Below are 21,330 nucleotides of genomic sequence, written 5' to 3' on the forward strand. Positions count from 1 at the left end.
AATGTCAACAGGGCCCGGCAGTTTTATTTCCCGCCGGAATTTGCCCGTGTTTATTTCCGAATTGACCAGGTTGTAGTCGGGTAAAATATCACCCGGTCTGGATATGACCCCCTGGACATGCAATTTCATCCCTGTTGCTTTTACATCAATTTCGCCGGGGTGGGTAATGCTCGGCATATCGATAACTATTATGTATTTATCAAAACCCTCGTAAATATCCGCTGGCAGCCTAATGCCCTTGCCCTGGTTCGGTTCAAAAAGATCAATCAGAAAATTTTCGTCAAGCAGTTTTTGTTCAAAGGCTTTATCGATCAGCTCATCATCCATGGGAACCATTTTTTTTAAAAAATCGCGTATATTCATAATAATTTCACCGGATCCCCAATAAAAAACTTTATAATAATCTATTCCACAGCGGGGTTTTTGGTTAATGTTTTGATTTTAATTAGTATAGAAAATCTAATGATCAGTTTACGGCATAGACTAATACTAAAAAGAAAGGGGATGAACCATGGCTGTAAGTGTAATTACCGGGGGTATTCAGGTAAACTCCATTCGCAACAATTCCAAATTGAATCAGGGTAAGAACGTATCCAACGGTTGGAGTATTACCACCAAAACAAATTTGTGTGTCGGGGAAGTAGGCGGCAACCTGAATTTAATCCCTTCAGGAGTTAATATTCTCAAGGATTGTGATTTGCTTGACGGTCCAACCAACAATACTATCGGTCCCTCTCCCACCGGTGGTTCCGTTGTTGAGGTTATTTAACAATATCTTTATTCGATGCACCCCGCCGTTACCATTGGTAGTTGTGGGGTGTATTTTTTCGTCCATTAATTGCACGTCCTTTACCTGTTAATTAGTATAGGTTTGCGTAAAAGTTATATTTCTCACTAAAAATCACTAATTGGGCAGGCCGGGCATATTATACATAAATCAAGGGGAAGGGGATAAAACCTTATGACCGGGATGTCATTACAAATTAACATACATACGATACGCATCGCCGAAGTTAATACCGGCTCAGCAGTGGCCATCGGGAACAATTATTTTATAGGCTGGCAAACGTATAACAAAATGAATAATGGTTTCGACCGGCTTAACGGAGACCGTAATGTCATGGCTGATGCGTCCTTTGAGGTTAATGACCCGGATTGCCAGGACATGATCTGCAACGAAAGGCAGAATGCTCCTTCTTCCCGGGCATTGTTCGATTAGGAGGGTAATTAATAGGAGGGTTATATACTATGGAAATTAAAATTTACCCTGGTAAAATTGACTTGTCACATATCCAGTATAATTCAGGAGTATTTTACGGCGATAACAATATGCAGGATTGGAAAACCAATAACAAATACAATGCCGCAATTGGCCGGGTCAACGGTGACAGGAATCTAATTGCAAGCCGCTTGAATTATTTGCATGATCCCGACATTATTGACCTTCTGATAAGAAAGACGGAATCATAATTTTGGCTTACCGGGGCTGTTGACAGACGGATATACAGTAATTTTCGGCGGGTTACTAATATACAAAAAGGAGTTGCTAATATGTTTAAAAAAATTCACGAAAGCAATTTTCCAGGCATAACCTACCAGCCGTATATCTATTTATTTGCCGCCTTCCTGGGGCACCGCTATGAATGTAAATACATAATTAATATCGGCGGCGGGAATGGCGCGAGTCTTGCCGGTTTTCACCCAAATTTTCAATTTATCGGCATAGGTTCCGGTTTCGATTTTCATTTAAATAAAATGCTTTTCCCCTTTGTTAAATGGCTGGAACACGACCTTGAAAACCCGGGAAGCATAAGTCTGCCCCAAGAGTTATTAAGCAATTCCGTTATTATTTGTACAGATGTTATCCAGCATTTAAATAACCCCCATCATTTACTTGCAACAATTAAAAAATGGATGGATTATGCCCCGGTATGCTTGTTATCCGCCCCTGCAGCAGATTTGGCGCGGGATATAACCAGCAGGGGATCGCTTGCGCATTCATCGCCGGCGCCCAAATGGAATCTTAAGGAATTTGAACAATTTCTATTATCTTTTGGCTTTAATATAACCCATACGGGGCTTGCACTCGACGGTACCAGCCGCGAAAAAAACATCATTCTTTCAATAATTGAAAAAAATAATCTACAATGCAACTGCCCCGATAGTTTTAAGGTAGTAGCCATAATGGCGGCGTATAATGAAGAAGATATTATCTATCATTCAATTAAACGTTTAATTGACCAGGAAATCTATGTGTATGTAATCGAAAACTGGTCAACGGATGCTACTTATGAAATTATCAAGCAATTTGAAGGAAATGACTTTTTCCTGGGAAGCGAAAGATATCCCCCGGGAGGTCGCGAAAGCTATTTCCACCTGAAAGGGTTACTTAAGCGGACGGAAGAACTGGCAAAGAAAATAAACGCAGACTGGTTCATTCACCATGATGTGGACGAAATTAGAGAATCACCGTGGCCGGGCGTGAATCTAAAAGAAGGAATCTACCGGGCCGACCGCATGGGGTTTAACGCCATTGATCATACCGTGATCACATTCTGCCCCGTGGACAATGGCTTTGCACCAGGTTCTGATTTTGAGCGTTACTTCAAGTATTTTGAATTCAGCAAGCATCCCGGTGATTTCATCAGAATAAATGCTTGGAAAAATACCGGTAAACCCGTATTGTTATCTTTCTCAGGCGGGCACGAAATTGCTTTTGCTGGAAGACGGGTATTTCCTTACAAGTTCCTGATGAAGCATTACCCCATACGATCTCAGAGCCACGGCGAGAAAAAGGTTTTTGCCGACAGAAAGCCCCGGTGGCATCCCGAAGAGAGGGCTGCCGGCTGGCATACGCATTATGATAACATTGCCCCGGAATCTTCATTTCTTCGGAGGCGGGAGGAGCTGAGATATTTTAACCGGGCGGCTTTTCACAAGGAGTTCTTGTTGGATCGCCTGTCCGGCATAGGAATATTCGGGCTTTTTTAACCGGGAATAATAATTTCAGACACAGTCCGGGTGCAATTTAAGCGCACAAAAAAAACTCGTCGCTTTGGCTTTATTGTAGACCAGGCGGCGAGTTATTTTATTCTTATAATCTGCCTTCCTTTTCCATTTTTTTAAATGCTTTATCAATAAATGTATCAACACCCGCAAAAAAGTACTCTTCATACTCCTTTATTTCTTGGTCACTCCAGTCCCACCATCTTATTCTAAGCAAAGCCTTGATTTGTTCTTCCGAAAACCTGTACTTGATAATTCTGGCCGGGTTTCCGGCAACTATGGCGTACGGGGGGACATCTTTGGTAACCACCGAGCAGGACCCGACAATGGCGCCGTCGCCTATTTTCACCCCCGATAATACCGTGGCGTTATACAATATCAAAACATCGTTGCCAATGATGGTCGGGCCTTTGGAGAAACCGTCCTTATGAACTTCCCCGGTAAAAAAATAAAATGTCTTTAAAGGATAGTTAGCCACATTATTTGAGTAGTGCTCACCGCCACCAAATATTTTAACCCCCAGCGCGAGACCGGAAAAATTCCCGATCTGAATAAGCTCACGGATATCATAGGGCAAAAAATTAACGGGTTGCGCAATCGTATTTCTACCTATAATTATTGGCATTGTCCCACCCCTTTTTTGTTTATCAGTTTTTAACCAGTATATGTTAAATAATTAATCACGTTACACGATCATGGTAAAATCTCATAATTATATAAAATTCTTTACCCGGTAACCAAAAAACACTTGGGAGAATAGGTTATAAGTGTAAAAATAAACCGAGGTGATATAATGGCCAAACAGCTTCTGCTAAACAGGGGGTTTGAAAACGGGCTGTTAAATTTTTACATCCAGGGCACCGTATCGGCATATAGAGATATTGCCTACTGCGGCACAACATCGGCGCTGTTGCTGTCTGATCCAACCTCAATTGCTGAGTTATCGCAAGTAGTTATGTTTTTAACCCCCGGCACTCCGGTAAAGTTTTCATTTCTTACCAGGAAATTTTACAACGAGGATATCCAGGGCGTATCCAACGTAAGGGCTGAAGTAAATTTCTTCAGTGCGCTGGGCATAGCCATACCACCGGGCATAGTCATCGCGATCAGGGGCCGCGATATATCTAAAACAAGATGGAATTACTATGAAGAATATGGTGAAGTGCCTTTAGGTACTGTGGCCGCCCAGATGGTAATCCGCCTGGAACTGCCTACAAGCGGGACCAGCGGCTTGCTGGTTGACAACCTGTCACTGGTTGCCTAAGCGGTTGCACCACCCGCATTCCCCGGCGGGTCAATGCCTAAAACCGGAGGCTGCAAAGAATAACAAAAAACCTTAATTTACATATATTGCCATAAAATAAACGAAAGGAGGGCTTTCCAATGTTTTTGTTCCCGCCATTTTTATTTTTCCGGGTTGGCATTTCCCTTTTTTCCCTCATTTTCCCCTTCCTCTGGGTGTTTTTGCCCATAATTTAAATGAAACGGAACGGGGTAGGAGCTACTTTCTGCCCCGTTTTCATGTTCCAAAACAATTAAAAAAAGTCCCGAAATTAACGGCAATAAGAACCCCCTGCGGGTACAGGGGGCTCTTAATTTTACCGGTGTTTCAGCTCCCAGTTATAGGGGATATGGTTATCCAGGGGGTCCAGGCGCTCGATTTCCTCCGGGTCGTGGGGAATGGTGGCGCAATTGGCCACGATGGCCTTTTGGGTGCCCACGCCCTTGAACCCGTTCCACACCATGGGCGGAATTTTAACCAGACAGTAGTTATCCTCGCCAATGAATATTTCCTGGATTTCCCCGCGGGTAGGAGAATTTACCCGCTCGTCATACAGCACCAGCTTGATCATTCCTGCAACCACGGCGTAATTAAGGGTCATCCGCCGGTGGATATGCCACCCCTTGATCACGCCGGGGTAAACCACAGAAAAGTAGATTTCCCCGAACCGTTCAAATTCCGGGTCGGTCTCTTTCAACATGTGCATGATTTTGCCCCGCTCATCGGGAATTTGCCTGAGCGGTTTAATCACAACCCCGTCAATCACCGGCTTCAACCCCTTTAATGAAATTGTCCAAGGTATCGAGGATGTACTCGATTTCCCGTTCACCAAGCCCCGGGTACAGGCCGATCCAGAATGCATTGTTCATAATTATGTCGGTGTTTTTCAAATCCCCCGCCACCCGGTGCTCCACCCCCCGGAAGGCGGGCTGCCGGGTCATGTTCCCGGCAAACAGCAGCCTGGTTCTGATACGGCGTTCTTCCAGGTAATTGATTAACTGTTGCCTGGTGAAGGGCGCACCCGGCCGCAGGGTAAGCAAAAAGCCGAACCAGCTGGGGTCCGCATGTTTCGTCGCCCGCGGGAGGATAAACCGGTCGCTGTGCTTTTGTAAGCCTTCGGATAGCAACTGGAAGTTCCGCCCGCGGGCCTGAATAAAACCGGGCAACTTGGCCAGCTGGGCCAGCCCCACGGCGGCCTGCAGATCCGTAAGCTTGAGGTTGTAGCCCAGGTGCGAATAGGTATATTTATGATCATAACCACGGGGCAGGTCCCCCAGTTGCTGCTGGAACCGCCGCTTGCAGGTATTGTCATGGCCCGGCGGGCACCAGCAGTCCCTGCCCCAATCGCGGAGAGATTCCACGATGCGCTTTAACAACGGGTCGCTGGTAATGACCGCCCCTCCCTCTCCCGTGGTAATGTGGTGGGCGGGGTAAAAGCTGACGGTGGCCAGGTCACCGAAGGTGCCGGTATATTTACCCCTGTATTTTGAACCCAGGGCGTCGCAGTTGTCCTCAATCAACCAGAGATTATATTTGCGGGCGATTTCCGTCACGGCATCCAGGTTAAACGGATTGCCCAGGGTATGGGCCAGGAAAATGGCCCTGGTCCTGGCGCCGACGGCGGCCTCCAACTGCCCGGTGTTGACATTGTATGTTTCCAGGTCCACATCCACAAAAACAGGCACCAGGCGGTTTTGCACAATGGGCGTAACGGTGGTGGGAAAACCGGCGGCCACGGTGATTACTTCATCGCCGGGTTTGAGCCGGCGCTCGCCCAGTTTAGGCGAAGTAAGGGCGGAAACGGCCAGCAGGTTGGCCGAAGACCCGGAATTGGTCAACAGGCAGTAACGCGCCCCGAGATAACCGGCCAGTTTTTGCTCGAGACTCGACGCGTACCTGCCGGCGGTCAGCCAAAAATCCAGCGCGGCGTCGATTAAATTAACCATTTCCTTCTCGTCATAGACCTTGCCGGAGCAAGATATCCAGGTTTGGCTCGGCTTAAAAGGCGCCGGCCGGTGGAACAGGTTGTAATATTGCCCGGCCCGGCGGGCGAAATCGCCCCGCCAGAGCTTTTCCAGGCAGGATGCTGTAATTGTTCCCACCGTGCCCTGGATCTCACCGGCGCCAACTTTAAACCGGCAGTCCAAATCAACCCCCAAAGGCAGATCCAGTCTTTGGTCCACAGCGGCGATATCCGCCGCCTCCAGGACGTAAGCCGCTCCCCGGGGTGCAGGCGTTGTCACCGGCCAGACATGACATGTTTTACTTTCACAGACGGCCACCAGGGCGACACCATCTTTTATTTTTACAATATCCCCCGCTTGATAAGGCATGTTTTTCCTCCTCGCTATTGTTGCAGTGCCCTTTTCATTTCCCGCAACCCCTCCCGCACGCCGGTCAAAGGAGTTGTCACCCGGGCCCGTACCTTGTCAACTTTAAGCCCCGCGGCCAGGGGTCGAGGGGCTTTTTGACCCAACTCCGCCGTGGTAACGGGCACAATCAGGTTTTGATCAAGATCGAAAATTTGAGCCGCCTCCAGGGCAAATTGATAGCGATCTAGCAAATCAGGGCCGGCCACGTGGTAGATACCCTCTTCCCCCAGCTCAACCAGCTCTTTAACCACCCGGCATAAATTGGGGGCATAAGTGGGAGTGCCCACCTGGTCCCGGGGAACTTTCACCACCGCGCCCTGTTTAACGCGCCTGATTAAGCCCAATACAAAATTCTTCCCCTGCTGTTCGGGACCGTAGACCACCGTGGTGCGAATAATGAGCCAGGGGCTGCGGGATTGCTGAACCCGCCGTTCCACGGCATATTTGGCCCTGCCGTACACGGATATGGGGTTGGGTGGTTCATCTTCACCATAAGGGCCCGCCGCCCCGTCAAAAACATAGTCCGTGCTGAAATACACGATTTTGGCCCCGACCCCGGCGGCGGCCTCTAAAACATAACCAACCCCTTCGACGTTCACTTGATAACAGAGCCCCGGGTTTTCTTCGCATGCTTCCACGTTGGGCATGGCTGCGGGAATAAACACCACACCGGGAACCAGTTCCTCCATTAATTGACGGACCTGGTTCCGCTCCGTCATGTCCAGTTTGATCAAACCTTTTTGCGGGCAGGAAAAAAATGTGCCGGTAACCTGGTGATCACCTTTCAATGCTTCGTACAAACAACTGCCGATCAATCCGGAAGTACCGATAATTAACATGGAGCCAGGCACCGCAACATTTCGACATAATTCAATACCAGGCATCAATTAATGCACCTTCCTGTCAGTGCCAGGCACCGCAACATCTCGCTACTTTTCAACATAATTTTACGAAGTTTGTCGGTGCCTGCACTGCGTTTTTTTTCCGACGGCAGACGACGGACGACCGGCGACTAATACACCTTCCACGGGGAATTGCCGCTGTACCACATTTTATTCAGTTCCTGGTAATCTTTATAAGTGTCCATGCACTTCCAAAAACCTTCGTGCACGTATACGGCAAGTTCCCGCATGCTGACCAACTGTTCAAAGACTTCCTTTTCCAGGATGCAATTTTCATCCATGTAGTCAAAAATTTTCCTGCTGAAGACACAAAAGCCACCGTTAATAAAATTGTCGAGCAAAGGTTTTTCCTTGAATTCAGTGATAACGCCTTTCGGGTCAACGGCAATTTCCCCGTACTTGGAACGCGGCCTGATACCCGTGATCACCCCAATCTTATCCTTGCGCAGGAAAAACTTTTCCAGTTCATGGAGATTTACGTTGGAAAGGCCGTCGCCGTAGGTTAAGAAGAAATAATCCCCGTCTATATACTTTTCAATTTTTTTGACCCGGCCGCCCGTATTGGTTTCCTGGCCGGTGTCGGCAAAAGTAATGTCCCAGTCTTCAACCTCGACCATATCCTGCATGAACGATTTAATGCCGTACTTTAAATTCAGCTGCAGGTCCCAGCGGTAAAACTTATAATTAATAAAGTAATCCTTGATCAGTTCGCCTTTATAACCCAGGCACAGGATAAAGTCGCTATACCCGTAATGGGCGTAATGTTTCATGATATGCCACAGGATTGGAAAATTGCCCACTTTAACAAGCGGCTTGGGCTTGTTTTCAGTCTCTTCCCGCAGGCGCGTACCTTTTCCGCCGCAAAGAATAACCACTTTAGGCTTCACCAGTGCTGCCCCTTTCGGAATTAAAGATTTAAGACCTCTTGATAATTTGGAAACACTTGATCCGGGTGAAAACCGGCAACTCTCGCGGATTGACGTTCCAAAACCAGCTCTCTCGCTTGCCCGCCGGTTGCCAGCCGGTCAACCAGCCGGGCTGTTTCCCGAATATCCTTGTCGCGGATCAACCGCCCGGCCTCCCCCAGGACCTCCGCCGCGACCCCGAAATGATACGCGATGACGGGCACCTTGAGATACATGGCTTCGATTAGCGACGTACAGGTGCCGTTGTATTCGCTCATGCTTAAAAAGACATGAGACACTTGATAGTACGCCAGTAGCTGCGCAAAGGAAACCCGCCCGGTAATAAAGACATTCTTAATTTGCAACTCATTTACCAGCGCCAGCAGCTTGCGATAGTAGCCCGGGTTCCCCCGGTATTCGCCCACCAGGAACAACCGTGATTTTTGATTAACTCGCTTGTGATAGTAATTAAATACGCTGATAATGTCTTCTTGCTTGTTGTTGGGGCTGATCCGACCGGTGAACAGCAAGTTGACGTGATCATCGCGATACAGCTTTAACAGGTGCGGGTCGGGCTCCCGGTCGTAATCCCCGAGGTTGATCAGCGGCGGCAGTACCAGCGTGCGTTCAAAACCCAGTTCGTGCAATTCTCGCTCGTGGTATTTGTAGTTGGTAATGACCAGGTCCATATCATTTTTTAAAAATTTTAACTCCTCCCGGCCCCTCAACTGATGTGTCCTGGACGGGTAGTCGCTGAAATATTCCGGTGGGACGATGCCGTGGTAAACCATTATTTTTTGCCGCGCTTTAAGCCCCGCCATAAATTGTGCCGCCTCGGAATCCATGAACATATGGTAGATAATTTGATTCCCCGGTTCCTGAAACTCATTAAAATCCAATGATCTTCCGCTAATTTCCTGCTCCCCGGTCGGGGTATAAATATTGGAAACAACGTCCGTATTTTTCAACCTCTCCTGCAGATATAAGACGGTATGGCTGATCGCATCCCCGTATTTCAATAACGGGGTGATTTGATCTATTTGCATATCCAGCCTCCAGGTCATTTTTTATATTATAAAAGATTTAAAAGTCTCTTTTTCGACTCCTCGTAATCAAACAGGTGCAACCGGGATTCTGCGTACTCCATTACTTCATCGTAAAAAGCCCGCTCCAACAGCAATTTCCTGGCCAGTTGCGCCGCCTGTTCTATATCGTGATACGGCACGCATAAACGCGGAAATAAAATCTTTTGCGTATATAAATTCTGCGGCGCGATACAAGGCATTCGCACTGCGGCGCAGTCAATGGGGAATCTCCCCCAGGTCAGGCGAAAATCCATATGCACACCCAAACTGGACTTATTTAACTCGACAATGTAATGATCCCAGGAAACGGAGTGGTAACACCTTATGGAGGGAAGCGGAATATGTTTGCCGAACAGTTCAACGTATTTTTTTTCCTTGGGATCCTGCAAATCTACCGCACCCGGCAGGCCTGTTTTCGACAGGGTTGCTAAATTGGCCAACCCGTTGCGGGACCAGTAGGAACCCATAAAACTCCCGAGATGGATTTCCTCCTCTTTTTGCACCGGGGGGCAAAGCTTTTCCCGCACTCTTTTTAAAGGAAACGGAAGGCCGATAAAACCAACCGGTTTGCGGGTTATAGCTTGAAAGAAGGGAACAGTTTCCGCGTTGGGAACCGCCACCGCATCCGCCATGTTCAGCAGTTTTACCAGCCTGACCTGCGCGTCCCGCGGGGTAAAAGAAGTGAAATGTTCCAGCTCGGGCTCGGGATAAACGATTAATTTGGCCTTGGAACGCTGCTTGATTTTTATGGCCGGCTCAATTAAACCGTCCCGGACCAGAACCATCACCACGTCAAAGTTATTGAAAAATTCATAACCCACCCCGTACCTTCCCTGTTCAAAACCGGTGCCGCTGTAATGGATTCCCTCCATGACAGTGGCCCAAATGTGCAGGTTGTTGATTTCCAGGGTGCTCACCATTCCGTCCACGTAAGGATTGAAAGGATAGCACGTGACAATGCAAAACTTCAACAGGGTTCACCTCGCAAATTTTCCGCAACCGCTTGCCGGTATCAGTCGCCGGTTTTAAGGTGCCAGTATTGCGCCGGTTGGATTTTATTCTTGCTGTAAAAACAGCGCAACTGGATAGTAGCGTCATCCGGTAACCTTAGCAAGCGTTTCCGCGGCCCGCTTGCCGCTCAACAGCGATTGGTCGCTCCACAAATAAGCCCACTCCCCGTACCTACCGATGCAATGGACATCTTTTCCCCGCAGGTATTCCAGAACTAAGCCCCGGTTTTTTTGATAATCCCGGTTGAACAGCACATTGGCGTATTTAATGTTCATACAATCGGCCAGAATGATCCGGTCATGCTGCTGGAGAATACCCGTTTCCACCAGGCTTTCAATGGTTTTTTCCAGAATGCCGGATATGGACAGCTTTAGGGGCTTATAGGGAGAATGGTAAATCTCCGCCTGGATTCCGGTACAGCCCGGGGGAGCGTTGGCCGCGGACAAACTGCTGGTAAAATGCACCCGGGCCGGGAGCAGCCGCTCATCGTAAATGTAAAACCAGTGACAGTCGCCGGCCAGGTCCCCCCTGCCGATACCCAGATTTACCAGCACCACGCTGGTATGGGCGAGCCTGGCGGCAGCCTCCCGCACTTCCCGGGGGCAATCCTTGATGCAGCGGGCAAGCTCGGGCAGCGGTATTGACGAAACCAGCCTGTCGTAGTAACGTTCAAAACCGTTTTTAAAAACCAGCCGCTTATGACTCAAATCAACTTCGACAACTTCAAACCCGTGATAAACTTCGGCCTCCGTCGCCAGGGACCGTAAAAAAGATTGGTAGCCGCCCTGGTCGGGGTACCGGAAACTTTTAATGTAGTAGACGTTGCGAAACCGGCCGGATAAGGCGCCCCGCAGCACTTCATCCAGGCCGGGCCGGTAAATGCGCCGTCCAATCCAATCGGTGGTCAAAAGTTCTGGTTCTACGGTCCAATATTTTCGGGTATAAGCACCGTAAAAGTGCCTGGTTAAAGCCCGGCCAAACCGGGCCACCAGCCAATCATGGTAATTTTGCCCGCCTTCTCCGGCCGGCTGCCCGCCGGCTTGCTCCGCCCGGATGAAATCCAAAAGGCACTGCACCACCAGTTCCGCGGGCAGCCCTTTCAAATTGGACTCCACAGGATGCCTCACCCAGTGGGATTGAAAATAATTCAATACCAGCGGGGCAAACTCACCGTACCTGCCGGCGACACTTTCGGCAAACAGTCGCCGGACATGGTCATCCCGGGTGAAAGAAATATGAATACCCTCGTCAAAAGTAAACCCTTCCACCGTATGGGAACGGCAGCGCCCGCCCCAGGTTTGTTTTTTTTCGTAAATGTCCGTTGCATGGTTGAAATGGTAAGAAAAGCTCAAGCCCGCTATGCCGGCGCCCAGCGTGACTACCCCGCGCATCCCGTCCCCCTCCTTTTCCCTCCGGTTAGCCCAGTAAATTAAGCAATCTTTGCTTCGTTGCCGCTTCGGCAAAAAAGGACAGCCTGGACTCGGCATAGTCCATTACTTCTTCGTAAAAACTGCGGCTTTTCAACAGCCTTTTGGCCAGTCCGGCCGCTCCCTCAACGTCCTGGTATGGCACGCATAAATCAGGGAAAAGGATTTGCTGGGCGTAAAAACCCGGCGTGGAAATGCAGGGCATTCTGACCGCGGCGCAGTCAATGGGGAATCTTCCCCAGGTTTGACGAAAGTCCAGGTGAATCCCCAACATGGAATAATTGACCTGGGAGATATATTCCTCCCATAGCCTGACCCGGTTATCCGAACTGAACGGATTGTAACTGGTCACCCTGAAGTGAATAGGAGGAATGGGCATGAATTTTCTCATGATCCTGAGATAATAAAGTTCCTCCGGATCCTGCATATCCGCGGCCCCGGGCACCCCGATTTCCGTGAGAGCCGCCAAATTAACCAGCCCGTTGCGGCTGACCAATTTCCCCAGCGCGCTGCCCAGGTCGATGATTATCTTTTTGTCCACCGGCGGGCATAACTCTTCCCGCACTCTTTTTAAAGGGAAGGGCAGGCCCACCACGCCAACCGGTTTTGGGGTCAATCTTTTGATCACGGGGATATGATTTTCGTGATGAACCGCCACCGCGTCGGCCATATTCAGCAACCGGACAAACCTTACCTGTAGTTCCCGGTCCAAAAATGTTGTAAAATGCTCCAGTTCCGCATCAAAAAACACCACCACCCGGGCCGTGGACCGCTCCTTGATTTTTATGCCCACTTCAATGAGTTCTGAGCGCAGCGCCACCATAACCAGGTCGAACTCGCTGAAAAAATCGTAGGGCAGTCCGTAATATCCCAGGTCAAAAGAGACGCCGTTATAGTGGGTTCCCCCCATGATGGTGGCCCACTGGGAGATCTGGTTCACTTCATGGGTAAAGATTTCCCCGTCCAATTCACTGGGGGGAAGCAAACTGATCAGGCAAAACTTCAAAACGGTTCACCTCAATTAGCTGTCCTGAAAATAGTCGTCGGTCGTCGGTGGTCAGTAGTCGGCGAATATCAGCCCAGCAAATTCAATAATCTTTCCATGGTCCTCTCAGGGGTGAAGAATTCCAACCGCGATTCGGCGTAGGCAACCGTTTCTTCGTAGAAACCGGGCTCCGAAACCAGCCTGTGCACCAAATTTCTGGCTCCGTCGATATCGTAGTAGGGCACGCACAAACCGGGAAACAGTATTTTTTGCGTAAGCAGGGTGGGAGGAGCCACACAGGGCATGCGGACGCCGGCACAATCCACCGGAAATCTGCCCCAGGTGTTTCTGTAATCTAGGTGGAGGCCCAGCAGCGACTTGTTGGCTTCGGTAATATAATCCTGCCAGCCGAAGGCTTCGCGAAAGCGAATGGGCGGGATGGGCAGGTAAGCCCTCATTGACGCCACATATTCTTTTTCCACCGGGTGCCAGGCATCCACCGTGCCGGGCAAGCCGATTTCGGCAAGCGCCACCACGTTGACCAGCCCGTTCCTGTTCCGCTGCCAGTGAGCGCCCATGATGCTCCCCAGCTCAATTTCCTCCCGTTTTTGCACCGGCGGGCATATCTTGCGCACCCGCTCCAACGGAAACGGTAGGCCCACCAGGTCCACCGGTTTGGTAGTCAATAACTTTACGAAAGGAATGCTTTCATTATGAAGCACAGCCACGGCATCGGCGATATTTAACAGCTCCACCATTTTGGCCTGCTTGTCGCGCGGCATGCCGCTGGTGAAGGCCTCCATCTCCGCGCCTAAAAATACCACCACCCTGGTGGTTGACAGCTTTTTGATCTTAAGGCCTATTTCAACTAATTCTTCCCTCAGGGCAACCATTACCAGGTCGTATGCACTGAAATGATCATAATCCAGGTTGTAATAGCCCATGTCAAAGGCGGGGCCGCAATAGCAGGTTCCCCCCATAACCGTAGCCCAGTATTCCATATGGTTAATTTCCAACCTGTATTTTTTGCCGTGCATTTCCCACGGGGGCTCATGACTTACAAAACAAAATTTCAACGCCGTTCACCTCAAGTAAGCTGCCGGGCATACCAGTCTATGGTTTCCAGCAGGGCTTGATCCAACGAATACCTGGGTTTCCAACCAAGAACATGCCTGGCCTTTTCCGTGCTCAGATATTGATGCTTAATTTCATTGCCGGCTTCGTTTTTAACAACCGGCTCAAGATTGGAATTCATTAATGAAAGGATCTTCCTGACCAGTTCAATGACCGTGATTTGCAATTCAGTGCTGAAATTGAACGCTTCGCCGTGGATGGGCAATTCATCCATTTTTTGGGCTAAAAACATGTACGCTTCAGCGCCGTCCTTAACATAAAAATAATCCCTGATGAAAGTTCCATCGCTGCGGATCACCGGCGCGTCCCCCCGCAATGCCGAGCGGATGGTGCCGGGTACCAGCCGGTTAAAATTTAAATCGCCGGGCCCGTAAAAATTCCCGCACCTGGTAATGCACACCGGCAAACCGTAGGTGTGGTAATAGGCATGGGCGATTAAATCGGAACAGCTTTTGGACACGTCATAGGGGTGCTTTCCCTGGAGGGGTGTTTCCTCGCTATAGGGCAGGTTTTCCTGGTCGCCGTAAGCTTTATCGCTTGAAGCCACAATAATCCTTTTCACTCCTGTGTTCCGGCGACATGCCTCCAGGATGTTCCAGGTGCCTCTGATATTGGATTCAAAAGTGGATAACGGGTTTTTATTGGCGATGCCCACTATGGTTTGGGCCGCCAGGTGAAACACCGTATCGATCTCGTATTCGTTGATCGCCCTTTCCAGGAGGTGGTAATCCTCGACGTTACCGCGCACAACCACCATCTTGCGCTGCAATTCCGCATTAAAAAAAATCCTGGACCTGGGCACGTAATCCCGCACCAAACCAACGACATTGGCGCCGCACTCAACCAGCTGTTCGCTTAAATGGCTGCCCAGCAAGCCGGTGCAGCCGGTGATAAAAACATTCTTATCCTTCCAATAACTCATCTACATCTCACCTTTTTACTTGATCAAGCGCCCTGGCAGGGATGGAATTGCATAATCGCTCCGGCGTCAACGTCGATGATTAGGGAACTGATTGCCTGGTTGCCGTGGTTATCCGTAAAAATAACCAGCGCGGCATGCATTCCCCTGTCTACAAATTCAGGCGTACCCGTAATCCTGGCTGCTGCCTCCCGGGAAGGCAATGGCGTTATTATTTCCAGGGAGGCCCATTGCGGCAGGTTGACGCATTTCACATCGACAATTTCATCGTCTTCATCATCGGCGGCAATATCCACGCTGAAGGGTACGGCCACCTTGGCCGTTAAAGTCCCGTCAGGGCCATAGAACCGCGGCGGCTCACCGCTATGCTCAATGATGCGGATCAGCGCATCCACGCCGACCCGGGTTTTTCCATCCTCAACCACAATTTGATAAGACCATAGCTGCCCCGGTTCCGTACCGGCGGTATCCCAGGTTACCACAAAGGTTTCGGCATCCACGGTCAATGGATTGGGCGCATGGGGCGGCCCCGGTTGCACAAATCCGCCGGCAAACCCGCTGGCCTCAACACCGGTGGCCAAACGGCAGGTTAGATCATCTCCGTCGGGGTCCACTGCTGCAATGGGGAAAGAAAAAATGGCATTACACGGCGCATTGACAGTAACCGGGGCGATGGCCACCGGCGAGCTGTTAAGCGTCAAAAAATCTACTAGAGTGACTAACCTATAACTCCCTTCCGGGTTGTTGACGTGCTCCGGCCCGCCGATTCGATAACAGCTCTGTACGCCGGCCTGCCAGGGCTCGCCGGTATACGGGTCAACGGCTTCGCTGTAAGTATGCAGAATGGTTGGATTTTGGGTTGACGGGTCCAGCGCCCGGCACAGAATCCAGTTTTCCTGTTCATTATCGTCAACTACCAAAAATCGCAGCATCCCGGTAAATACCCCGTCGCCAAAGGCCAGGCTGCTGCCGCCGACGGTGTCAAGTATTTTATCACCCCGCACCGGATATCCGTCCGCTCCGCTGCCGTTAAAAAAATCACGCCTGAACGCCATGATCAGTTTAAACTCGGCAGTATTCGACGCCACATCCGGCCGGGGGGACCATGACAGGTGGCCAAAAAGATAGTGGGGGTATTTATCTACTTTCAAATACCTCTTCACCTCCCAAAATCTTCATCATAATGTTGCTTTTTACTGAATTTTAGTAACATCATATTCCTTTTCCCCCTGCGTTGACACTGTTTGGAATACAAAAAAACAGCTGACGGCACATGTAAACAAAATTGAATTAACAAGGATTTCCCGCCAGCGTATTTGATAACAACCCGGGGGTTTGGGACCCCCGGGTTGTTATCAATCCTCTTAGGTTGGAGCAAGCCAAGTGAAGGGTGGAATCAACACAGTGCTAACCCTAAAGCAAAAGGAAAGGTAAAAGAGAGAAATACCCAAAGGAAAGGGAAAATGATGGGTAATGCAGGTAAACCAAATGCCAACATGGTTAAAAATGGTATACCAAAAAGGGGACAGGCTTCGGTAAAAGGGGGCCAGGTAAAGAAGGGGACAGGCACCTTTTTCAAAAAACGCAAAAGGAGCCAGTCCCCTTTTGCGGTGTCTGTCCCTCTTTTACTTTTTTTGTAGAACATCCAACTATTTTTTCATAATATGACATAACAGAGTCCACTTGACGACCTGGACCCCAACATTCCATGGGGCGGGGGTTATCAATGCCCAAAAGGCCGCGAGCGCAGCCGCGGCCATACTACAACGCGAGTAGGTGAAACAAATGCCCTGGACCTGCCGGTTGGTGGAACTAAAAGAACTTGAAAAACACGGGATCAAACCCAATCCGGGCGATATGTGGTTCGCGCCCTGGATAAACGGTCACAGCGAGTTATCCCCCGAATACAAGCAAAAATTTAAGGGAAAACGGCCTCCCATATGTGTCCAGTTGCCAAACGGCCACATATGGTGCGTTGATACGAAATTTGCCGGGCAAGAACATGGTTGGACGGTTTTCGGTACCCCACCGTGGATTACCGTGTACCCGTCCGTATCCATTCCCGGCCCCAACGGCTACCACGGCTGGCTGGTAAACGGGGTGCTCACCGACGACCTGGAAGGGCGGACATACCTGTAGTGGGGGTCGGTCGTCAGTGGTCGGTGGTCGGTGCCAGGTGTTGCTTTGTTGCGATATAGTAATATTGCTCGCACCTTATTGGTTTCATCACCAGCCGGGGCATTTGAAAGCATGTTTAATGAGGTGAATCATTTTTTACCTCTTCCAAACGCTAGATGCCGGGAACGAATGGGACCACGTCGACTACGCAGAGGTCCTCTGCGCAGGCGTCATAGGGAAGCGCCTCTATAAAACAGATTGCAGCCCCCGCAGGCGGCCGTTCCGCAAGCGTCTATTAAGCAGCCGTCTCCTCAGTTGATGCTGTAGCAGCTGTTGCACTGCCGTCTGGTTATAAAGTTAAATCTGGACGCCATCAGCTTTTACTCTACAGTTTTTTATAATACATTATGACGGCATACATAATCCTCCTAAAATAGTGTGGTATTTTATTCAATAAAAAGCCAAAATGTTGCATGCAAAATTGAGAAATTTCTATAAAGGTGCCACCACGGGGATATGGAAACGGTTTACAGGCCCATTGAAGATATGTCACCCCATCTTGATCGGACAAAATTGCAGGAGATTATGCTCATTGGTTTGGTGGATGAAATGGATGTGCCGGTTAGATTGTAGTGTTTGCTAAATCGCCGGTTAAGTCAAAGAACCCCCTTGTAGATAAAAACAATAACCCGCTCCTTCCTGGGAAAAAGCGGGTTATTTTGTTATTCTTTTTTTTCAGTATCGGGAGTGTTACCATCATCTGATCGGCTGGAATCCTGGTTTTCTTGCCCCGGCGCACCCGTGGTGTGCAATGCCATGTTTGAGAAGGGCCAGCCGGGGAACGGTATCCCCGAGGTTGGTGGCGGTGTAAACGGTAAATTGGGAAACGGCAGGTTAGCAAAAGGCCATTCCGGAACCGCCGGGTTTTGCTGCTGCCCTGGGGTTACCGGGGTTGGCGATGGTGTAAACGGTAAACCAGGAAACGGCGGGTTTACAAAAGGTGAACCTGAAACTGCTGGGTTTTCCTGTTGCTCAGGGGATGCCGGGGCCGGCGGCGGTGCAGGCATGGCTACTTCGGCAACCAGCGCCAGGTCGTCAATCAGTAAACCGCTACTCCCGCTTGCAGGGGGTTCCAGGCGAATGATCACCTGCGCCGCTATAGAAAATAAAGGTACCTCAGCGTACCCCTCATAATAATTCCATGCCTTCTTACTAATGTCACGGCCCCTGATAGCTATGACTATACCGGGTGGAATAACAGTGCCCAGTGGGCTGATAAAATTAACTTCAGCTCGAATATTCGATACGTTTTCTACATCCTGGCTGATGAATCTCTTGGCGCAGAATGAAAACTTGACCGGAGATAAGGGAGGGATAAAGTAAACTACTTGTGATATTTCCGCAATTTCGGTTGGAGTAGCGATTAGTTGCGCTGATTTTTCGCCACTGTAGGCAATATCATTGTTCGTTGAAACTGAACCTTGCGTGATGTAGCAGTCAAATTCATTTTCAAATCCCCTATTTAGTAAAAGCTGTTTAGCCATAAAATGAAACCACCTCGCTTTTTATTTATTTTTTAACATATTCAAACTAGATTTTTTTGGTTACAAATGTTTTAAAGAGGAATATAGAAAGTGGGTAGAACGAAATCCTACCCACTTTCCATTTTTAATCCCTAAATTATAGTATGGGCAAAAACACCCAAATGAAGGGGAAAATTAGGGGGAAGATAGGAATGCCAATCCGGAAAAACAAAGGTGGGAAAAATGGCATTGGGTAAACCTCCTTTTCTACATTTTATGGTAATATATGCAGATTGAGGACGGTTTGCTACTTGATTTAAGATTAAAGGATATCCTCAACCAGAAATGCATTGCAGAATAATCACGATACTGATATCAGCCATCTTAAATATTTCATTGGTTGAAAGAAATAAAAAGGCACGTCAATGACGTGCTTTATCGAACACTTTTAAGCCGCAACCCGGCCGGTATTATTATTCCTCATCCTCATCATGATCATCGCAATCACTATAATACTCCGGCGTATGCACCTGTATAAAGAGTTTGGTTTCGCCGATTACTTCGGCGGAAATGTCCATTTCTATGTCCAATTTGATCCGGTTATCTTCAATGATTGCCGAATCTATCACCACGGGGCTTTTGTCTACGGTTATTTTGACATCCAGCGAGCCTGTATTTTGGCAATCGTAATTGTCGAAAGGTAAATTTTCAGCAAATTTTACCGTCCGTCTCAGAACGTCAGTTTCCTTTTCGTTGTTAAACGCATACCAGATGTGTATTTCAAAAATTCCCCCGGCAACGATGGTAATTGCATTATTACTTGCATCTTTCACCTCCGGTTCGTTTAACCTTAGTTCAGTTACGGAACACCCTAAGATTTGGTTGGGGACTACGCCTTGGGGCGGATCAATAAATTCAATGCATTTTAACGATTTTTGTGCCTTACCACATACGGCTTTGGTGATAATCTCTCGAAAGGTTTCCCTTGGGGAACCGAATATGCTTTTATTCGCTTCGGCCGCTTCATTCACTTTTATCCCTCCCGTAAAACTTAATTGGATGCTGTGCCCGTTTGTACTCCACTTTTGCACTGTCAAAATATAATATGTTAAGGTTGGGATAAGTGTGCGATAAAAATCCTAAAAATACTGTGTGGTTGTTTATGCGTGCAAATAAGCCAAAATTATTAGTTTGTTTTGGCTTTGGGTATACAAACTTTTAGCGGAATAACTTTGTAAGGGTTGCTTTTTATTTCAATTCCTTTTTTTATGCTTTCTAATTGAAAAATTCTCTTTTTATTCTCTTCCCCTTCGTCAGAGACAGTATCGTTGTTATCTGAGTTTTGCTCAGAAATATTCTCAGAATTTTCTTCATGTTTATCCTTGGAATTGCCCCCGGAATTATCTTGGGAGTTAATCACTGCTTCCTGTAACTCATCCTGGTCACCGGCGCTCTTTTCACTGGCAATCGGTACGTTTTCTTTGCTGTTTTCCCCCTCCGCCAAATCAACTGTATCTGCTTTTTGATATATTTTATCGGTTTGCCGGGGAGTGGGTTCCGGTGTTTCTTTAGATAAACCACTGTTTTTGTCTTGGGACAGTATTTCTTCTTTTTCCTCCGGCTCTGGGTCAGCACTAAAATGAGTTTTTCTTGTCCTGCGAAAAGCGGGATGGCCCCACAAAAATGGCCACCCTCTCCTGGGATATGGGCGCCTTTTCCTTATTACATTACATTGTTCTTCGCTACCTGCTTCTTTTGATATATTTGCTTCACCAGCAGTTTTTGACTTGTCAGCCGGCTGGTCGGGAACCTCAGCTTTTAAACCGGATGAGTTATCAGTTTGTTGGGTGCTGTTTTGATCATGACTCTCTTGAAAAGTAAAATTTTTAAGCCAATGTTCAACGGACTCTTCTGTATAAAAGTTTTTAAGACCGAATTTCGCTAAGTCTTTAGCAGTAAAGGGCCTTGTGTTAAGTTTAGCAATATCACCGGCATTAAAAATGCGAAGACCAAGTTTGGCAATATCATTGGCGTTAACTTTTCTTATTCCCAGTTTTTTTAACAGCTGGGGATCCATAGCTTTTAGGTCATTCACGCTCTTAATTTCCATAGGTAACACCCCCCTTTTTTAGGAAAGTCGGGTTAAAAATTTTATGTATTTAAAATATGTTGGATAATTATTTTTTGTGCAGGGCAGTTTTTTACAATTTATGTAACACTATGTAAATAATTGTCATAAAATAATGTAGTAACTATGCAAATAGTTTGTGTTTGAATGGGAGGTGCATTTAAAATCTCTTAATAAAATCCATGGTTTGTAGTATTTGTAAGTAATTGACAAATAAAATGTATTTTGTGTTATGTGGCAAACTAAAACTTCAAATCATAGTATATTTTAACATTAATGCAAGGAGGTTTAATTTATGGAAACTGTTTTCAGGATTAAGCAAATCACTAGTTCACCGGCGACGGTCGCCTGGAACGTAGGAGACGGGTTAATTATTTCCGGCCCGGCTTTAGTCACTGATGCCAGAAGCGACGCAGTCCAACTCGCAGGCATACTTTGGATTCCATATAATTCAATAGCCGCTTTTATTTAAAGTTTTGGCTGTAGAATGGAAGAAAAATTTTTCTCCATATTATTTTTAAACAGATTTTAAC

At 48.0% G+C, this 21,330-nt stretch carries 24 protein-coding genes and 1 pseudogene; 8 read left to right on the forward strand and 17 right to left on the reverse strand.

Features of this window, described 5'->3' with window-relative positions:
- Window positions 1-363 (reverse strand): annotated as a pseudogene (locus tag BM299_RS20470) (Hsp20/alpha crystallin family protein); the annotation flags it as partial.
- A 148-nt stretch (window positions 364-511) separates the two neighbouring features.
- Between BM299_RS20470 and BM299_RS11160 the strand changes: the two are divergent.
- From BM299_RS11160 to BM299_RS11175, 4 genes are all read left to right on the forward strand, one after another.
- The gene (locus BM299_RS11160) at window positions 512-769 is read left to right on the forward strand and encodes a hypothetical protein (RefSeq protein ID WP_092484054.1); all 258 of its coding nucleotides are present in this window, start codon (window positions 512-514) and stop codon (window positions 767-769) included.
- A gap of 192 nt (window positions 770-961) precedes the next feature.
- Window positions 962-1,219: a hypothetical protein gene (locus BM299_RS11165; RefSeq protein ID WP_092484057.1), complete on the forward strand. Its 258-nt coding sequence runs from the start codon at window positions 962-964 to the stop codon at window positions 1,217-1,219.
- 29 nt (window positions 1,220-1,248) lie between these two features.
- Entirely contained in the window at window positions 1,249-1,470 is a 222-nt protein-coding gene (locus tag BM299_RS11170) for a hypothetical protein (RefSeq protein ID WP_092484059.1), read from the forward strand.
- Between the two features lie 81 nt (window positions 1,471-1,551).
- Window positions 1,552-2,991, forward strand: a complete 1,440-nt coding sequence (locus BM299_RS11175; protein WP_092484062.1) for a glycosyltransferase — start codon at window positions 1,552-1,554, stop codon at window positions 2,989-2,991.
- Between the two features lie 103 nt (window positions 2,992-3,094).
- Here the strand turns inward: BM299_RS11175 and BM299_RS20225 are convergent, their stop codons facing one another.
- Window positions 3,095-3,631, reverse strand: coding sequence for a CatB-related O-acetyltransferase (locus BM299_RS20225; RefSeq protein WP_092484065.1), 537 nt, complete (start codon window positions 3,629-3,631; stop codon window positions 3,095-3,097).
- A gap of 168 nt (window positions 3,632-3,799) precedes the next feature.
- On the opposite strand from BM299_RS20225, the gene BM299_RS11185 reads away from it, so the two are divergent.
- On the forward strand, window positions 3,800-4,270 hold the full coding sequence (locus BM299_RS11185) for a hypothetical protein (RefSeq protein WP_092484068.1): 471 nt from the start codon (window positions 3,800-3,802) through the stop codon (window positions 4,268-4,270).
- 140 nt (window positions 4,271-4,410) lie between these two features.
- On the opposite strand, the gene BM299_RS19355 is transcribed toward BM299_RS11185, so the two are convergent.
- The 12 genes from BM299_RS19355 to BM299_RS11240 all read right to left on the reverse strand — a co-directional run bounded on the left by BM299_RS19355 (window position 4,411) and on the right by BM299_RS11240 (window position 16,179).
- A complete protein-coding gene (locus BM299_RS19355; protein WP_165608280.1) occupies window positions 4,411-4,569 on the reverse strand; it encodes a hypothetical protein in 159 nt (52 codons plus the stop codon).
- A gap of 35 nt (window positions 4,570-4,604) precedes the next feature.
- Complete coding sequence (locus tag BM299_RS11190; protein ID WP_092484071.1) at window positions 4,605-5,054, reverse strand: dTDP-4-dehydrorhamnose 3,5-epimerase family protein; 450 nt, start codon at window positions 5,052-5,054, stop codon at window positions 4,605-4,607.
- Complete coding sequence (gene rfbH / locus BM299_RS11195) at window positions 5,047-6,621, reverse strand: lipopolysaccharide biosynthesis protein RfbH (RefSeq protein WP_092484074.1); 1,575 nt, start codon at window positions 6,619-6,621, stop codon at window positions 5,047-5,049. Before rfbH ends, BM299_RS11190 begins: the two co-directional genes overlap by 8 nt.
- Window positions 6,622-6,635: 14 nt before the next feature.
- A complete protein-coding gene (locus BM299_RS11200) occupies window positions 6,636-7,544 on the reverse strand; it encodes an SDR family oxidoreductase (protein WP_245779743.1) in 909 nt (302 codons plus the stop codon).
- Between the two features lie 128 nt (window positions 7,545-7,672).
- On the reverse strand, window positions 7,673-8,449 hold the full coding sequence (locus BM299_RS11205; protein ID WP_092484080.1) for a sugar phosphate nucleotidyltransferase: 777 nt from the start codon (window positions 8,447-8,449) through the stop codon (window positions 7,673-7,675).
- 20 nt (window positions 8,450-8,469) lie between these two features.
- The gene (locus BM299_RS11210) at window positions 8,470-9,513 is read right to left on the reverse strand and encodes a glycosyltransferase family 4 protein (protein WP_165608281.1); all 1,044 of its coding nucleotides are present in this window, start codon (window positions 9,511-9,513) and stop codon (window positions 8,470-8,472) included.
- Between the two features lie 26 nt (window positions 9,514-9,539).
- A complete protein-coding gene (locus BM299_RS11215; RefSeq protein ID WP_245779740.1) occupies window positions 9,540-10,523 on the reverse strand; it encodes a hypothetical protein in 984 nt (327 codons plus the stop codon).
- 123 nt (window positions 10,524-10,646) lie between these two features.
- Window positions 10,647-11,954: a protoporphyrinogen/coproporphyrinogen oxidase gene (locus BM299_RS11220; protein WP_165608282.1), complete on the reverse strand. Its 1,308-nt coding sequence runs from the start codon at window positions 11,952-11,954 to the stop codon at window positions 10,647-10,649.
- A gap of 25 nt (window positions 11,955-11,979) precedes the next feature.
- A complete protein-coding gene (locus tag BM299_RS11225; protein ID WP_092484089.1) occupies window positions 11,980-12,996 on the reverse strand; it encodes a hypothetical protein in 1,017 nt (338 codons plus the stop codon).
- Between the two features lie 68 nt (window positions 12,997-13,064).
- Window positions 13,065-14,051, reverse strand: a complete 987-nt coding sequence (locus BM299_RS11230) for a hypothetical protein (RefSeq protein ID WP_245779741.1) — start codon at window positions 14,049-14,051, stop codon at window positions 13,065-13,067.
- An 11-nt stretch (window positions 14,052-14,062) separates the two neighbouring features.
- Window positions 14,063-15,031, reverse strand: coding sequence for a GDP-mannose 4,6-dehydratase (locus BM299_RS11235; protein ID WP_092484092.1), 969 nt, complete (start codon window positions 15,029-15,031; stop codon window positions 14,063-14,065).
- Window positions 15,032-15,054: 23 nt separating this feature from the next.
- Entirely contained in the window at window positions 15,055-16,179 is a 1,125-nt protein-coding gene (locus BM299_RS11240; RefSeq protein WP_092484095.1) for a hypothetical protein, read from the reverse strand.
- 198 nt (window positions 16,180-16,377) lie between these two features.
- Between BM299_RS11240 and BM299_RS11245 the strand changes: the two genes are divergently transcribed.
- Window positions 16,378-16,668, forward strand: a complete 291-nt coding sequence (locus tag BM299_RS11245) for a hypothetical protein (protein WP_092484097.1) — start codon at window positions 16,378-16,380, stop codon at window positions 16,666-16,668.
- 145 nt (window positions 16,669-16,813) lie between these two features.
- On the forward strand, window positions 16,814-17,167 hold the full coding sequence (locus BM299_RS11250; protein WP_092484100.1) for a hypothetical protein: 354 nt from the start codon (window positions 16,814-16,816) through the stop codon (window positions 17,165-17,167).
- A 701-nt stretch (window positions 17,168-17,868) separates the two neighbouring features.
- On the opposite strand, the gene BM299_RS11255 is transcribed toward BM299_RS11250, so the two are convergent.
- The 3 genes from BM299_RS11255 to BM299_RS11265 all read right to left on the reverse strand — a co-directional run bounded on the left by BM299_RS11255 (window position 17,869) and on the right by BM299_RS11265 (window position 20,779).
- Entirely contained in the window at window positions 17,869-18,690 is an 822-nt protein-coding gene (locus tag BM299_RS11255) for a hypothetical protein (protein WP_092484103.1), read from the reverse strand.
- A gap of 452 nt (window positions 18,691-19,142) precedes the next feature.
- Window positions 19,143-19,700, reverse strand: a complete 558-nt coding sequence (gene cotE, locus BM299_RS11260; RefSeq protein WP_165608283.1) for an outer spore coat protein CotE — start codon at window positions 19,698-19,700, stop codon at window positions 19,143-19,145.
- A 155-nt stretch (window positions 19,701-19,855) separates the two neighbouring features.
- Entirely contained in the window at window positions 19,856-20,779 is a 924-nt protein-coding gene (locus BM299_RS11265; RefSeq protein WP_092484109.1) for a hypothetical protein, read from the reverse strand.
- A gap of 313 nt (window positions 20,780-21,092) precedes the next feature.
- Here BM299_RS11265 and BM299_RS19360 point away from each other — a divergent pair, with 313 nt between their 5' ends.
- Entirely contained in the window at window positions 21,093-21,269 is a 177-nt protein-coding gene (locus BM299_RS19360) for a hypothetical protein (protein ID WP_165608284.1), read from the forward strand.
- Window positions 21,270-21,330 lie beyond the last annotated feature (61 nt).

Source organism: Desulfoscipio geothermicus DSM 3669 (assembly GCF_900115975.1).
Classification (GTDB): Bacteria; Bacillota; Desulfotomaculia; order Desulfotomaculales; family Desulfallaceae; genus Desulfoscipio; species Desulfoscipio geothermicus.

Bases quoted from the DNA above. Each gene is read 5' to 3' on its own strand.
- BM299_RS11220 (WP_165608282.1), bottom strand. From the start codon at position 11,954: ATGCGCGGGGTAGTCACGCTGGGCGCCGGCATAGCGGGCTTGAGCTTT.
- BM299_RS11160 (WP_092484054.1), top strand. From the start codon at position 512: ATGGCTGTAAGTGTAATTACCGGGGGTATTCAGGTAAACTCCATTCGC.
- BM299_RS20225 (WP_092484065.1), bottom strand. From the start codon at position 3,631: ATGCCAATAATTATAGGTAGAAATACGATTGCGCAACCCGTTAATTTT.
- BM299_RS11250 (WP_092484100.1), top strand. From the start codon at position 16,814: ATGCCCTGGACCTGCCGGTTGGTGGAACTAAAAGAACTTGAAAAACAC.
- rfbH (WP_092484074.1), bottom strand. From the start codon at position 6,621: ATGCCTTATCAAGCGGGGGATATTGTAAAAATAAAAGATGGTGTCGCC.
- BM299_RS19360 (WP_165608284.1), top strand. From the start codon at position 21,093: ATGGAAACTGTTTTCAGGATTAAGCAAATCACTAGTTCACCGGCGACG.
- BM299_RS11165 (WP_092484057.1), top strand. From the start codon at position 962: ATGACCGGGATGTCATTACAAATTAACATACATACGATACGCATCGCC.
- BM299_RS11255 (WP_092484103.1), bottom strand. From the start codon at position 18,690: ATGGCTAAACAGCTTTTACTAAATAGGGGATTTGAAAATGAATTTGAC.
- BM299_RS11210 (WP_165608281.1), bottom strand. From the start codon at position 9,513: ATGCAAATAGATCAAATCACCCCGTTATTGAAATACGGGGATGCGATC.
- BM299_RS11200 (WP_245779743.1), bottom strand. From the start codon at position 7,544: ATGCCTGGTATTGAATTATGTCGAAATGTTGCGGTGCCTGGCTCCATG.
- BM299_RS11185 (WP_092484068.1), top strand. From the start codon at position 3,800: ATGGCCAAACAGCTTCTGCTAAACAGGGGGTTTGAAAACGGGCTGTTA.
- BM299_RS11175 (WP_092484062.1), top strand. From the start codon at position 1,552: ATGTTTAAAAAAATTCACGAAAGCAATTTTCCAGGCATAACCTACCAG.
- BM299_RS11265 (WP_092484109.1), bottom strand. From the start codon at position 20,779: ATGGAAATTAAGAGCGTGAATGACCTAAAAGCTATGGATCCCCAGCTG.
- BM299_RS11235 (WP_092484092.1), bottom strand. From the start codon at position 15,031: ATGAGTTATTGGAAGGATAAGAATGTTTTTATCACCGGCTGCACCGGC.
- BM299_RS11170 (WP_092484059.1), top strand. From the start codon at position 1,249: ATGGAAATTAAAATTTACCCTGGTAAAATTGACTTGTCACATATCCAG.